At 72.4% G+C, this 14,320-nt stretch carries 14 protein-coding genes; 12 read left to right on the forward strand and 2 right to left on the reverse strand.

The window, feature by feature from the left end; genetic code table 11:
• The first annotated feature begins 13 nt into the window (after positions 1-13).
• Complete coding sequence (locus ABT296_RS18080) at positions 14-1,768, forward strand: ThuA domain-containing protein (RefSeq protein ID WP_351928340.1); 1,755 nt, start codon at positions 14-16, stop codon at positions 1,766-1,768.
• A gap of 56 nt (positions 1,769-1,824) precedes the next feature.
• Here ABT296_RS18080 and ABT296_RS18085 read toward each other — a convergent pair whose 3' ends face one another.
• Positions 1,825-3,438 (reverse strand): FAD-binding oxidoreductase, encoded by a 1,614-nt coding sequence (locus ABT296_RS18085; RefSeq protein WP_351928342.1) that lies wholly within the window; start codon positions 3,436-3,438, stop codon positions 1,825-1,827.
• Between the two features lie 66 nt (positions 3,439-3,504).
• Here ABT296_RS18085 and ABT296_RS18090 point away from each other — a divergent pair, with 66 nt between their 5' ends.
• The 11 genes from ABT296_RS18090 (at position 3,505) to ABT296_RS18140 (ending at position 13,182) form a co-directional block, all read left to right on the forward strand.
• Positions 3,505-4,128 carry a TetR/AcrR family transcriptional regulator gene (locus ABT296_RS18090; protein WP_351928344.1) on the forward strand — a complete coding sequence of 208 codons (624 nt, stop codon included), beginning with the start codon at positions 3,505-3,507 and terminating at the stop codon, positions 4,126-4,128.
• Between the two features lie 154 nt (positions 4,129-4,282).
• Positions 4,283-5,959 (forward strand): FAD-dependent oxidoreductase, encoded by a 1,677-nt coding sequence (locus ABT296_RS18095; protein ID WP_351928345.1) that lies wholly within the window; start codon positions 4,283-4,285, stop codon positions 5,957-5,959.
• A 337-nt stretch (positions 5,960-6,296) separates the two neighbouring features.
• The gene (locus tag ABT296_RS18100; RefSeq protein ID WP_351928347.1) at positions 6,297-6,803 is read left to right on the forward strand and encodes a hypothetical protein; all 507 of its coding nucleotides are present in this window, start codon (positions 6,297-6,299) and stop codon (positions 6,801-6,803) included.
• A 108-nt stretch (positions 6,804-6,911) separates the two neighbouring features.
• On the forward strand, positions 6,912-7,646 hold the full coding sequence (locus ABT296_RS18105) for a class F sortase (protein WP_502977275.1): 735 nt from the start codon (positions 6,912-6,914) through the stop codon (positions 7,644-7,646).
• 180 nt (positions 7,647-7,826) lie between these two features.
• Positions 7,827-8,945, forward strand: a complete 1,119-nt coding sequence (locus ABT296_RS18110; RefSeq protein ID WP_351928349.1) for a SchA/CurD-like domain-containing protein — start codon at positions 7,827-7,829, stop codon at positions 8,943-8,945.
• Positions 8,946-9,014: 69 nt separating this feature from the next.
• Positions 9,015-9,476, forward strand: a complete 462-nt coding sequence (locus ABT296_RS18115) for a cupin domain-containing protein (protein WP_351928351.1) — start codon at positions 9,015-9,017, stop codon at positions 9,474-9,476.
• Positions 9,473-10,741, forward strand: a complete 1,269-nt coding sequence (locus ABT296_RS18120) for a beta-ketoacyl-[acyl-carrier-protein] synthase family protein (RefSeq protein WP_351928353.1) — start codon at positions 9,473-9,475, stop codon at positions 10,739-10,741. The genes ABT296_RS18115 and ABT296_RS18120 overlap by 4 nt, the downstream gene beginning before the upstream one ends.
• On the forward strand, positions 10,738-11,982 hold the full coding sequence (locus ABT296_RS18125) for a ketosynthase chain-length factor (protein ID WP_351928354.1): 1,245 nt from the start codon (positions 10,738-10,740) through the stop codon (positions 11,980-11,982). The genes ABT296_RS18120 and ABT296_RS18125 overlap by 4 nt, the downstream gene beginning before the upstream one ends.
• Before the next feature lie 105 nt (positions 11,983-12,087).
• Positions 12,088-12,348, forward strand: a complete 261-nt coding sequence (locus tag ABT296_RS18130) for an acyl carrier protein (RefSeq protein WP_351928356.1) — start codon at positions 12,088-12,090, stop codon at positions 12,346-12,348.
• Position 12,349: 1 nt separating this feature from the next.
• Positions 12,350-12,829 carry an SRPBCC family protein gene (locus tag ABT296_RS18135; RefSeq protein ID WP_351928358.1) on the forward strand — a complete coding sequence of 160 codons (480 nt, stop codon included), beginning with the start codon at positions 12,350-12,352 and terminating at the stop codon, positions 12,827-12,829.
• A 20-nt stretch (positions 12,830-12,849) separates the two neighbouring features.
• Positions 12,850-13,182 (forward strand): TcmI family type II polyketide cyclase, encoded by a 333-nt coding sequence (locus ABT296_RS18140; RefSeq protein WP_351928564.1) that lies wholly within the window; start codon positions 12,850-12,852, stop codon positions 13,180-13,182.
• Between the two features lie 88 nt (positions 13,183-13,270).
• Here the strand turns inward: ABT296_RS18140 and ABT296_RS18145 are convergent, their stop codons facing one another.
• Positions 13,271-14,317 carry a methyltransferase gene (locus ABT296_RS18145; RefSeq protein ID WP_351928360.1) on the reverse strand — a complete coding sequence of 349 codons (1,047 nt, stop codon included), beginning with the start codon at positions 14,315-14,317 and terminating at the stop codon, positions 13,271-13,273.
• Positions 14,318-14,320: the final 3 nt, after the last annotated feature.

Here is a 14,320-nt window from a genome sequence, read left to right on the forward strand (position 1 = left end):
GAGGCGACACGACATGCGTACGCGACTCAAGACCCTGCTCGGCCTGTTCACCGGCCTCGTGCTCTGTCTGACCCCGCAGGCCGGCGCCGCGCCGGCCGCCGCCGAGGAGCCGTCCGGTTCCACCCGGCAGGTCGCGGCGGCCGACCCGGCCTACAAGATCCTGGTGTTCTCCCGCACCGCGGGATTCCGGCACTCCTCCATCGACGACGGCATCGCCACCCTGCGGTCCCTCGGCTCGGAGAACAACTTCACCGTCGACGCCTCGGAGGACCCGCAGGTCTTCACCACCGGCAACCTGGGCCAGTACCGGGCGGTCGTCTTCCTCTCCACCACCGGGGACGTCCTGGGCGACGCCCAGCAGACGGCGTTCGAGCAGTACATCAAGGGCGGTGGCGGTTACGTCGGCATCCACGCGGCGGCCGACACCGAGTACAACTGGCCGTTCTACGAAGGTCTGGCAGGCGCCCTGTTCCACTCCCACCCGGCCATCCAGTCCGCGACCGTCGAGGTCGAGAACCGGGCGCACGACGCCACCGCCCATCTGGGCGCCACCTGGCAGCGCACCGACGAGTGGTACAACTACCGCACCAATCCGCGCACCACGGCACGGGTGCTGGCCTCCCTCGACGAGTCCAGCTACACGGGCGGCAACATGTCCGGCGACCACCCGATCGCCTGGTGCAAGGACTACCAGGGCGGCCGGGCCTTCTACACCGGCGGCGGGCACACCGACGAGTCGTTCGCCGAACCCGCGTTCCGCCGCCATCTCCTCGGCGGGATCCGCTGGGCCTCCGGCATGACGGAGGCGGACTGCCGGCCCGAGACCGGCTACACCTCCCTCTTCGACGGCTCGTCCACCACCGGCTGGCGTCAGGCGGGCCCCGGCGGCTTCACCCTCGCCGACGGCAGCCTGACCTCCCAGGGCGGGCTGGGCATGCTCTGGTACTCCGCGAAGGAGTTCACCGGCGACTACTCCCTCAAGCTCGACTGGAGGGCCGCCGGTGACGACAACTCGGGCGTCTTCATCGGTTTCCCCGCCTCCGACGACCCGTGGTCGGCGGTGAACAACGGCTACGAGATCCAGATCGACGCCACCGACGCCACCGACCGCACGACAGGTTCCGTCTACGGGTTCAAGTCCGCCGACATCGCGGCCCGGGACGCGGCGCTGAATCCGCCGGGCGAGTGGAACACGTACGAACTCCGGGTCACCGGCGAACGGCTGGAGATCTTCCTCAACGGCCGCAGGATCAACGACTTCACCAACACCGACCCCGCCCGCAGCCTCCGCCAGGGGCACATCGGCATCCAGAACCACGGTGCCGGGGACGAGGTCGCCTTCCGCGACATCCGGATCGACGAGGCGGGCGGTACGACGCCCGGTCCTCGCTCGGGTGCGGTGAAGGGCGTCAACGGCAAGTGCCTGGACGTCGACAACGCCGGCACCGCGGACGGGACCAAGGTCCAGCTGTGGAGCTGCAACAACTCCGCCGCCCAGACCTGGACCATCAGCAGCGACAACAGCGTCCGGGCGCTCGGCAAGTGCCTCGACGTCTCCGGCGGCGGCAGCGCCGACGGCACCAGGATCCAGCTCTGGACCTGCAACAACACCGGCGCCCAGAAATGGACGCCGCAGGCCGACGGCACCGTCCGCAACCCGCAGTCCGGCAAGTGCCTCGACGCGTCCGGCGGCACCTGGAACGACGGAACCGCCGTCCACCTGTGGACCTGCCACACCGGACCCAACCAGAAATGGACCCTTCCGTAGGTTCGTGGAGAGGTGGCGACTCGACGTAGGCCCGGCGCCGCCGCCGGGCCGGGCCGTCAGGGCAGGGGGTCGACGACCGCGCCGGGGTTGAGGATTCCCGACGGGTCGAAGACCTTCTTGCCGGCCCGGAGGGCGGCGGCGAACAGGTCGGGGCGCTGCCGGTCGTACCAGGGCCGGTGGTCGCGGCCCACCGCGTGATGGTGGGTGATGGTGGCGCCGCCCGCGATCAGCGCCTCGGAGACGGCCCGCTTGATCTCGTCCCACTGCTCCACCGTGCTGCCCCAGCGGCCCGCGGCGTACACACCGAAGTACGGTGCCGGGCCGTCGGGGTAGACGTGGGTGAAGCGGCAGGTCACCACGCCGGTCGCGCCGACCTGGCGCATGGCGTCCCGGGCGGCGGCGTCGACGGCCGCGCGCAGCGCGTCGAACCGGTCCCAGGTGCAGGCCGTCTCGAAGGTCTCCACGATCATGCCCTGGGCGGCGAGCGCGTCCCGCTGGTAGGGCATGCGCAGGAAGGCGGAGCGCCAGGTGTCGGCGGCCCCGGTGCGCGCGTCCCCGGTGCGGTCGGCGCCGTCGGTGTGGCGGGGCGGCTCGGGCAGGGTGCCGCCGTGGTCCCGGCACAGTTCCAGCGCCCGGTCCAGCCACGCGTCGACGGGATGGTCGGCGGACTCGAAGCCGAGGAGCAGGACCGCGGTCGGGGAACCGGCGTTGAGGAACGCCTCCACGGGGTCCAGGAGACGGCAGTTGGCGGGGTTCAGACCCGACTGGGACAGCGCGCGGACCGCTCGGACGCCCGCGTCGTGGTCGCTGAAGGAGACCGAGGCGCCGGAGCGCCAACGGGGGCGGTCCTGGAGGCGGACCCAGGCCCGGGTGATGACGCCGAGCGATCCCTCGGAGCCGAGGAACATCCGGTCGGGCGACGGCCCGGCGCCGGATGCCGGCAGGCGGCGGGTCTCCACGACGCCGGCGGGTGTGACGACGCGCAGTGACTCGGTGAGGTCGTCGATGTGGGTGAGGTGGGTGGCGAAGTGGCCGCCCGCACGGGTGGCCAGCCAGCCGCCGAGCGAGGAGAACTCGAAGGACTGGGGGAAGAAGCGCAGGGTGAGCCCGTGCGGCCGCAGCCGGCGCTCCAGGTGCGGGCCGAGCGCTCCGGCCTCGATGAGCGCGGCCCGGCTGGTGGCGTCGACCTCCAGGACCCGGTTCATGGCGGTGAGGTCCAGGCTGACCACTCCGGCGTAGTCGTCCCCCACCCGGGGCTCGACGCCGCCCACGACGGAGGAGCCCCCGCCGAAGGGGACGACGGCGACCTTGGCGGCGTCGCACCACTCCAGCACCTGGACGACATGCTCCTCCGAGGTCGGCCGTACGACGAGGTCCGGCACATGCGGCAGCCTGCCCAGCAGCGCCCGTACGACATCGCGGAACGCCTGGCCGTGGCTGTGCGCGAGCCGGTCCCGTACGTCCTCGGAGGCGAGTGCCGCCAGCGCGGGCGGCGGCTGGACCCGGCTGGGGCGCACCCCGAAGGACCCGACGGGCGGCTCCGGGTGCGCGGTCAGGTCGGCGTCCGGCAGCAACTGCGCCGTGCGGCCGGTGAGTTCGGCGCGTTCCCGGCCCGTCACCGCGTCCTCGACATGACCCCATCCCCACCACGACCGCGTCCTGCCGTCCACGTCCGCACCACCGATCTGAACGTCGGGTAAATTACCGGGCGGTCACTTTCGCATAGGATGGGACGCATGAGCAAGGACTCCGACGCCCCGCGCACGGTGGGCACCAAGGGCATGCCCCGCAAGGACCGGGAGCTGCTGATCCTCGACGCGGCGGCCGAGGAGTTCGGCCGCCGCGGCCACGCGGGCGGCTCCACCAGGGACGTGGCGGCGCGGGCGGGCATCTCCAAGCCGATGATCTACGAGTACTTCGGCTCCAAGGACGGCCTCTACCTGGCCTGCCTCGACCGCGCGGGCTCCCGGCTCGTCGCGGCCGTGGAGGCGGCGCAGGAGGGTCCGGCCGACCTCACCCGGGCCGCGCGTACCCTCCGGGCGGTCTTCCTGGCCCTGGAGTCCCGCCCGCACGACTGGGAGCTCGTCTACGACCCCACGCTGCCGGCCGGCACCGACCTGCACACGGCGGCCTCGGTCCACCGCAGGCGGCTCAACCGGCTGGGCGCGGTGGGCGTCGCCGCGTACCTCGGCGGTTCGGCCGCCACCGAGCCGCTGGACGCCGACTTCGCGACCCACCTCTGGTACGGCGCCGTCAGCGCCGCGGTCTCCTGGTGGCACCACCACCCGGAACAGACCGCCGTGGAGATGCACGAGCGCTTCGAGCGGATCGTCACCGCCCTCGGCCGCCACGGCCCCTGATCCGGGAGCGCGGTCGGGGCCTTTGCCCGCCGACTCGGCGAACCATGCGCGTTAAGCGGGTGAAGCCTGGGCCCCGGCCCGTGGCACGGGGCATGGATGAAGCCCCCGGCCGCACCCGGCCGAGTCGGCGGACACCCTGCGCTGGAGGCGAGCGATGACCCAAAGAGCCGACCAAACCGACCCCACGACCCAACGGGTCCCGGTCCTGATCGTCGGCGGTTCCCTCGTCGGCCTCTCGACCTCACTCTTCCTCGGACGGCTGGGGGTGCCCCACATCCTGGTGGAGCGTCACGCCGGTACGTCCATCCACCCGCGCGGACGCGGCAACAACGTCCGCACGATGGAGCTGTTCCGGACGGCCGGCGTCGAGCCGGGCATCCGGGAGGCCGCGGCGACCCTGGCCGACAACCACGGCATCCTCCAGACCCCCACGCTGGTCGGTGACGCGGGCGAGTGGCTGTTCAAGGAGATCGAGGCGGGCGGCGGACCCGCCAGGTTCAGCCCCAGCTCCTGGTGCCTGTGCAGCCAGAACGACCTGGAGCCGGTCCTGCTCGACCACGCCAGGCGACTCGGCGGCGACCTGCGATACAACACCGAGATGCTGTCCTTCGACAGCGACCCCTCGGGCGTCACGGCCGTGGTCAAGAGCCGTGAGACGGGCGAGCACACCACCATCCGGGCCGACTACCTCGTGGCCGCCGACGGCCCGCGCAGTCCCGTCCGCGAGCAGCTCGGCATCGCCCAGAGCGGCCCGGGCGACCTGTTCAGCAACGTCAGCATCACCTTCCGCTCCCGTCGCCTCGCCGGCGTCGTGGGCGACCGTCGCTTCATCGTCTGCTACCTGACCGCCCCGGACGCCGACGGCGCCCTGCTGCCGGTCGACAACCGGGAGAACTGGGTCTTCCACGCCCCCTGGCACCCCGAACACGGCGAGACCCTGGAGGAGTTCACCGACGAGCGCTGCGTGGAGCACATCCGGCGCGCGGTCGGGGTCGCCGACCTCGACGTGGAGATCACCGGCCGGGCGCCCTGGCACGCCGCCCAGCGGGTCGCCCGCCGCTACCGCGCGGGGCGGGTCTTCCTGGCCGGCGACTCGGCCCACGAGATGTCGCCCACCGGGGCGTTCGGCTCCAACACCGGTATCCAGGACGCGCACAACCTCGCCTGGAAGCTGGCCGCGGTGCTGGGCGGCTGGGCCGGTGAGGGGCTGCTGGACACCTACGACGCCGAGCGCCGCCCGGTCGCCGAGGCGACCAGTGCCCGCGCGGCCGCCCGCTCCGTGGAGCACAGCCATCCCGGTTTCGCCCCGCCGCCCGGCGCGGGCGGCGGCGGTGGCGGAGGCGCCGGCGGGCCGCAGCGCGGCATCCTCAACGTCGCCCTGGGCTACCGGTACCCCGAGGGCGCCGTCCTCGGCGCCGACCCCGCAGGCCCGGTCGTCCCGGAGCGGCTCGGCCTCTCCGGCGAACCCGGCAGCAGGGCACCCCATCTGGCGGTACGCCATCGAGGTGACCGGATCTCCACCCTGGACCTCTACGAGCGGTCGTTCGTCCTGCTCAGCGGCGCCGGCGACCCGGGCGGCTGGCACGCCGCCGCGCTCCGGCTCGCCGAGGGGACGCCCGTACCGCTCCAGTCGTACCGGATCGGCGAGGGGCCCGATGCCGAGCTGATCCCCGAGGGCGATGCCGACTGGTCGGCGGCCCATGGAACGAGCCCCGAGGGCGCCGTGCTGGTGCGTCCGGACGGGTTCGTGGCCTGGCGGTCGACGGGTCCGGACGCGGACGCCGAGGCGGCGCTGCGCGCCGCGCTGGAGACGCTGCTGGCGACCGGCTGACGACGGGAACGACAGCCGGCCGGCCCCCTGGAGGGGTCGGCCGGCTTTGTTGTGCGGTCACACCGTCGCCGCCCCTCCGGCCGCCCGTGTCACCCGTTGGCGCAGAAACCGACGACCCATCAGGGGCAGGACACCAGTCGTCAACTCCCTTGCCGTACAAGCTTGTTCGGAGAGGGGCGCGAGTCCGGCGCCAGGGTTTCGCGTCCGGGCGGTTCACCCGTGTGATCCTCCCCAGTGGTGGCCCCGCTCCGTCTGCCTGACGGTGGATCACGTCGAGGGCCGGTCGTATCAGCTGACGAAGCGCCAGCTGCCGGCCCCACGACGGAAGGAACGTCAGATGCACTCTGCTCGTATGCTCCTGGCCACCGCGGCGGCTTCCACCGTCCTCGTTCTCAGCGCCCCCGGGGCCTGGGCGGCCGGCGACGAATGGGACGGCGACAAGAGCTCGTCCCACAGCAAGGAGGAGAAGGACACCAAGGAGTGGAGCAAGGACCACAAGGAGTGGGACAAGGACCACAAGGAGTGGGACAAGGACCACGACTCCCCCTGGGGCGGCATGCACACCGGTGGCGGTGCGCTGACCGCGGTGGGCGCGGACCCCAAGTTCGACCCGGAGACGTACAAGGACAAGGGCGAGAAGGAGTGGAGCAAGGAGGACAGCGGCTCCTGGAGCGGTAAGGAGGACGGCGGCTGGAAGCACGAGAAGCCCAGCGGCGGCATGCACACCGGTGGTGGCGGGCTGGCCACGCCGTCCGTGACCGCGGGCGGGCTCGCCGTCCTCGGCGTCGCCGGCGCCGGCCTCTACGCGGCGCGCCGCAAGAGGGCCGTCGGAAGCGTGGCCTGACCATGCCCGACGCGATAGCCGACAGGGCCGTCACGCTCGCCCCGCGTGACGGCCCTCGCCGTTTCCCCCCGTCCGACCTGCTGCCGTGCCCTGGTGAGGTGGTCCCCGATGGCAGTCCCCCCTTCCTCCCCCACAAACGATCCCGGCAACGGCCCCGACGGACCCGGCGGTCCTGACGCGTCCGGGCGAGGATCCCGAACCCCCGTGATGGTGCTGGGCGCCGCGGTCGCCCTGGTACTGGCCGTAAGCCTGTTCGGCGGCAACGACACCCCGTCCGACAACGCCTCGGCCGACGCCTCCCCCGCCCCGCGCACCACGTACTCCGCCTCGCAGACTCCCCCGGCCGGGCAGCCCGCCGGGCGGCCCGCCCTGCGCCCGGAGGGCAAGCATCTGCCGCGGTCCGAGCCCGTACGCCTGCTCATCCCGAGGATCTCGGTCGACGCCCCCTTCACCGACCTCGCGATCGGCCCCACGGGACAGCTGAACCCGCCCCCCGCCGACGACACCAACCTCGTCGGCTGGCACGCCAAGGGCGCCTCCCCCGGCGAGACGGGCACGTCGATCGTCGCCGGCCACGTCGACACCGCGACCGCGCCGGCCGTGTTCGTGGGACTGAGCGAGCTGAAGAAGGGCGACAGGTTCCAGGTCGAGCGGGCCGACGGACGCACCGCGAACTTCGTCGTGGACAGCGTGGAGACCTTCGAGAAGGACGACTTCCCCAGCGAGCGCGTGTACGCCGACACCGCCCGGGCCCAGGTCAGGCTCATCACCTGCGCGGGTGACTACGACCGCAAGGCCAAGGACTACACCGACAACCTGGTGGTCTTCGCCCACCTCGTCTGAGCCGCGCCCCGCCCGTTCGGCGGGCCGGTCACCCGCGTAGTGCACCCGAGTCGCGCGCTTCCAGGAGCGGGCTGAGGATCAAGTCACGACGACGTCTAGACCACATGACCGTCGTCTAGACCACGAGGCCGGTTAGGCCCCTCACCCCTCCCCTCGCCCCGCGAAGGAGCTGTGCGCAGGATGACCACCACTTCCGAACGTGTACCGGACTCGCTGCTGCGACAGGCGGCACAACGCGTCTCGCAGTCCGTCTTCGACGGATCCCGACTCCGCGTCGTCCTCCTCGTGGACGTCTACGACGGCGCCCAGCAGCAGTTCCTGGAGGCGTACGAGCAGCTGTGCAACCAGGTCGCGTCCGTTCCCGGACACGTCAGCGACCAGCTGTGCCAGTCCATCGAGAACCCCTCGCAGTGGCTGATCACCAGTGAGTGGGAGAGCGCCCCGCCGTTCCTCACCTGGGTGAACAGCGAGGAGCACGTGCACATGGTGGAACCGCTGCACAGCTGCGTGCGGGACACCAGGTCGCTGCGCTTCCACATCGTCCGCGAGACCGGCGGCCCGGCGGCGGACACCGCGTCGGGCGAGCGCCGGCTGCAGACCTCCCCGCGGATCGGCGACGGGCTCATCCGGCACGCGCTCACCTTCACGGTGAAGCCCGGCAGCGAGGCGACCGTCGCCAGGATCCTCTCCGGGTACACCTCACCGGACCCGCGGGTCGACGACACCACCCGGCTCTGCCGCACCTCCCTGTTCATGCACGGCAACCGTGTCGTCCGGGCCATCGAGGTGCGCGGCGACCTGCTGGCCGCGCTGCGCCACGTCGCCCGGCAGCCCGAGGTGCGGGCCGTCGAAGAGGCCATCAACCCCTATCTGGAGCAGGACCGGGACCTCGACGACCCCGAGTCCGCCCGGGTCTTCTTCACCCGTGCGGCACTGCCCGCCGTCCACCATGTGACGGCCGGTCAGGAGAACGACGACGCCGTACGGCACGCCTTGTACTACCCGGCCCGCGAGGGTGCGGGACTGCGGCTCGCGGAGCTGCTCGCCCGGCAGGACGAGGCCGCGGCCGACGCCCCCGGCGCCCCGGTGCTGCGCAGCACGATCTTCCAGCGCGACGACATCGTCGTGCGCCTGGTCGACCTGCGCCGCGGACTCGACCCCGACCTCGTCCTCGGCCTCGCCGACCCCGCGCAGGCCGCCGAACTGGCCGCGCTCCTCGACGCCGAGGCCCACGGCGCGGCCGGCGCCGCCGTCTCCCGCATGGAACTCGTCACCGACCGCCAGGCGCCCGAAGCCTGATCCCCGCCGGTCCCACGGACCGTGCCGGCCGCCCACCCTGTCGTTGCAGCGCATGTTCGGAGGTACGTCGTGATCAAAAGCCATCCCGGAATCGTGGACCTCAGCGAGGTCGAGCCCAACACCCGGCGCGGGGGCGACCTGCGCGCCATGCTCACCCCCGCCACCGTCGGCTCCACCAGCGGCTTCATGGGCGTCGCCCTCGTGCAGCCCGGTGACCGCATCGCCGAGCACTACCACCCGTACTCCGAGGAGTTCATCTACGTGGTGAGCGGGCGACTGGAGGTGGACCTGGACGGCGAGCCGCACCCCCTGCGGCCCGAGCAGGGCCTGCTGATCCCCACGCATGTGCGCCACCGCTTCCGCAACGTCGGTGACGTGGAGGCGCGCATCGTCTTCCACCTCGGTCCGCTCGCCCCGAGCCCGCCGCTCGGCCACGTCGACACCGAGGAGACCGCGCCCGTACCGGTCGGTGTGGAGGCGGCGCGGGTCGGCGGCGGACCGTCCGACCCGCACCGTCAGGCGCTGTCATGACCAGGCGGGTGGCGGTCACCGGCATAGGCGTCGTCGCCCCGGACGGCATCGGCGTACCCCGGTTCTGGGACCTGCTGTCCAGCGGGCGCACGGCGACCCGGCGCATCTCGTTCTTCGACCCCTCCGGGCTGCGGTCCCAGATCGCCGCCGAGTGCGACTTCGACCCGGCGGCGCACGGGCTGACCGAGGATCAGATCGCCCGCAACGACCGGTACATCCAGTTCGCGCTGGTCGCCGGCGAGGAGGCGGTGCGGGACTCCGGCCTCGACCTCGCCGCGCAGGACCCGTGGCGCGTCGGTGTCTCCCTGGGCACGGCGGTCGGCGGCACGACCCGGCTGGAGCACGACTACGTGCTCGTCAGCAACGGCGGACAGCGCTGGGACGTCGACCACCGGCAGGCCGACCCGCATCTGCAGCGGGCGTTCACGCCGGCCACGCTGGCCTCGACGGTCGCGGAACGGTTCGAGGCGCGCGGGCCGGTGCAGACCGTCTCCACCGGCTGCACCTCGGGACTCGACGCGGTCGGGTACGGCTTCCACATGATCGAGGAGGGCCGGGCCGACATCTGCATAGCCGGCGCCTCGGACTCGCCGATCTCACCGATCACCATGGCGTGCTTCGACGCGATCAAGGCGACCTCCCCCAACAACGACGACCCCGCCCACGCGTCGCGCCCCTTCGACGCCGACCGCAACGGGTTCGTCATGGGCGAGGGCGGCGCGGTCCTCGTCCTGGAGGAGCTGCAGCACGCCCGGGCCCGCGGCGCGCATGTGTACTGCGAGCTGAGCGGCTACGCCACCTTCGGCAACGCGTACCACATGACCGGGCTGACCAAGGAGGGCCTGGAGATGGCCCGCGCCATCCAGGACGCCCTGGACCAGGCCCGCCTCGACCCCACGGCCGTCGACTACGTCAACGCGCACGGGTCGGGCACCCAGCAGAACGACCGGCACGAGACCGCCGCGGTCAAGCGGGTCCTGGGCACGCACGCCTACGGCACGCCGATGAGCTCCATCAAGTCCATGGTGGGCCACTCGCTGGGCGCGATCGGCGCGATCGAGGTCGTCGCCTGTGTGCTGGCCCTGGCCCACCAGGTGGTCCCGCCCACCGCGAACTACGAGACCCCGGACCCCGAGTGCGACCTGGACTACGTCCCGCGCGTGGCCCGCGAGCGCAAGCTCGACAGCGTCCTCTCCGTGGGCAGCGGGTTCGGCGGCTTCCAGTCCGCGGTGATCCTCACCCTGCCGAGGGAGACATCACGATGAGCGAACCGAAGCCCCGGCGCACGGCCGTCACCGGCATCGGCGTGGTCGCGCCCAACGGAACCAGTACCGAGACCTTCTGGAAGTCCGCCCGGGAGGGCATCGGCGTCCTGGACCGGATCAGCCGCGAGGGATGCGGGCACCTGCCGCTGAAGGTGGCCGGCGAGGTCCGCGACTTCGACCCGCCGTCCGCGGTCGAGGAGCGCTACCTCGTCCAGACCGACCGGTTCACGCACTTCGCGATGGCAGCGGCCGACCAGGCGCTGCGGGACGCCGGCCTCGACCGGCCCGACACCGACGAACGGCCCTTCTCGGTCGGGGTGGTCACCGCGGCCGGTTCCGGCGGCGGCGAGTTCGGCCAGCGCGAACTCCAGCAGCTGTGGGACAAGGGCAGCCGCTATGTCGGGCCGTACCAGTCGATCGCCTGGTTCTACGCGGCGAGCACCGGCCAGATCTCCATCCGCCGCGGCTTCAAGGGCCCCTGCGGTGTGGTCGCCTCCGACGAGGCGGGCGGTCTGGACGCGCTGGCCCACGCGACGCGGGCGGTGCGGCGCGGCACCGACGTGATGGTGGCCGGGGCGACCGAGGCGCCGCTGGCCCCGTACTCGATGGTCTGCCAGCTCGGGTACGAGGAGCTGAGCACCAGCGAGGATCCGGACCGCGCCTACCGTCCGTTCGCCTCCTCGGCCGGCGGGTTCGTGCCCGCCGAGGGCGGCGCCATGCTCGTCGTGGAGGCGGAACGCGCCGCCCGGGAGCGGGGCGTGCCCGTGCGGGCCGTCCTGGCCGGGCACGGGGCGACGTTCACCGGCGCCGCCCGCTGGGCGGAGTCCCGGGAGGGGCTGGCCCAGGCCGTGCGGGTGGCCCTCGCCGAGGCCGACTGCGCCCCGGAGGAGATCGATGTGGTCTTCGCCGACGCGCTCGGCGTCCCGGCGGCCGACCGTGCCGAGGCGCTGGCGCTCGCGGACGCCCTGGGCGCCCACGCGAGCCGGGTTCCGGTCACGGCGCCCAAGTCCGGTTTCGGCCGCGCCTACAGCGCCGCGCCCGTGCTGGACGCCGCCACCGCGGTGCTGGCGATGGAGCACGGCCTGATCCCGCCCACCCCGAACGTCTTCGACATCTGCCACGACCTCGACCTCGTCACCGGACGGGCCCGTGCCGCCGAACCGCGCACGGCGCTGGTCCTCAGCCGGGGCCTCATGGGGTCGAACTCGGCGCTGGTGCTCCGCCTCGGCGACGCCGCCTAGCCGGCGTCGCGGGCACCCACCGGCCGGTGCACCCGCCGGCGAACCCACCCCCACCGACGATCCGTCCACCCACCTACGCACTCCGCAACGGACAAGGAGAACCACATGAGTGACCGCATCACCGTGGAAGAGCTCTCGGAGCTCATCAGGAAGGCCGCCGGGGTCACCGTCAGCCCGGAGGAACTCCTGCGCCAGGCCGACTCCGGCTTCGACTCCGCCTTCGGCATCGACTCACTCGCCCTGCTGGGCATCGTGGGCGAGCTGGAGAACCGCTACGGCACGCCGATGCCGCCCGACGCGGAGAAGAGCAAGACGCCCCGGCAGTTCCTCGAACTCGCCAACAGCGCCCTTCTGACGGGAGCCTGAGATGCCCGGACGCACCGAGAACGAGATCACCATCGCCGCACCCGTCGACCTGGTCTGGGACATGACCAACGACGTCGCGAACTGGCCGCGGCTGTTCAGCGAGTACGCCTCCGCCGAGATCCTCTCCCAGGAGGGGAACCGGACCACGTTCCGCCTGACGATGCACCCCGACGACAACGGCAAGGTGTGGAGCTGGGTCTCGGAGCGGGAGCCGGTCCGAGACACCCTCACCGTGCGGGCCCGGCGCATCGAGACCGGCCCCTTCGCCTACATGAACATCGTGTGGCGGTACGAGAAGGTCCTCGAAGGCACCCGGATGGTGTGGACGCAGGACTTCGCGATGAAGCCGGACGCGCCGGTCGACGACGACTGGATGACGGGCAACATCAACCGGAACTCCAAGGTCCAGCTGGCGCTGATCCGGGACCGCATCGAGCAGGCCGCCCGGGAACGCCGGCCCGCGCCGATGCTCTCCGAGTGACCGGGACGGAGGACAGCACGATGCACCACTCCCTGATCGTCGCCCGGATGGCCCCGGGCTCCGCACCGGACATCGCCAAGGTGTTCGGTGAGTCGGACCGGGGCGAACTGCCGCACCTCATCGGGGTGTCCCGCCGCAGTCTCTTCCAGTTCGGCGATGTGTACCTGCACCTCATCGAGTCCGAGCGGGACCCCGAGGCCGCCATCGCGAAGGCCGCCGGGCATCCCGAGTTCCGCGACATCAGCGACCGGCTGTCGGCGTACGTCACCGCGTACGACCCGCAGACCTGGCGCTCGCCCAAGGACGCGATGGCGCAGCGCTTCTACCTCTGGGAGCGCGACGCCCCGTCCTGAACCCGCCGTCGTACAGCCGCCCGCCGGGCACGCGTCTTCCGCGTGCCCGGCGGGCGGCGTGGTGCGGGAGGTCTCCGGGGCTAAGGGGTCACCCGGTGACGGTGCAGTCGAAGGCGTGCAGGTAGGGGTTGACGGGGCGGATGTCGTCGATGGCCAGGCCCGCGTCCGTCAGCCGGCGGACCATGCTGTCGGTGGTGTGCTTGGCGCCGCCGACGTTGAGGAGCAGCAGCAGGTCCATGGCGGTGCTGAAGCGCATCGAGGGCGAGTCGTCGACGAGGTTCTCGATGACGACGATCCGCGCTCCCCGGCCGCCCGCCTCGATGACGTTGCGCAGCAGGCGGGTCGTGCTGTCGTCGTCCCACTCCAGGATGTTCTTGATGACGTAGACGTCGGCGCGGACCGGGACGGCGTCGCGGCAGTCGCCGGGCACGAGGCGCATCCGGTCGGCGAGCGCGCCGCCCGGCCGCAGCCGCGGGTCGGCGTTCTCGACGACGCGGGGCAGGTCGAGCAGGGTGCCCTGGAGGGTGGGGTACTTCTCCAGCAGGCTCGCCACGACATGCCCCTGGCCGCCGCCGAGGTCGGCGACCGACTGGGCGCCGGACAGGTCGAGGAAGTCGGCGACGTCCCGCGCGGACTGCACGCTGGAGGTCGTCATGGCCCGGTTGAAGACGTCGGCCGACTCGGGGGCGTCCTCGTTGAGGTACTGGAAGAACTCCTTGCCGTAGAGGTCCTCGACGACGTTGTGGCCGGTGCGGACGGCCTCGTCGAGTTTCGGCCAGGCGTCCCAGGTCCACGGTTCGGTGCACCACAGGGTGATGGCGCGCAGGCTGTTGGGGTCGTCCTCGCGCAGCAGGCGGGACATGTCGGTGTGGGCGAACGTGCCGTCGGGCCGCTCGGTGAAGACGCCGTAGCAGGACAGGGCCCGCAGCAGCCGGCGCAGCGGTTTGGGCTCGGTCTTCACGGCCGCCGCGAGGTCCTCCACGGACAGCGGGCGTTCGCCGAGTGCGTCGGCGACGCCCAGCCGGGCGGCCGCGCGGAGGGCGGCGGCGCAGGCCGCCCCGAACACGAGTTCCCGCATCCGCATGGACGGCGGCGGGGTGGTCCGTTCCGCCGGAGCGGTCTGGGTGGTCGTCATGCG

The organism is Streptomyces sp. NPDC000983 (assembly GCF_040299205.1).
Taxonomy (GTDB): domain Bacteria; phylum Actinomycetota; class Actinomycetes; order Streptomycetales; family Streptomycetaceae; genus Streptomyces.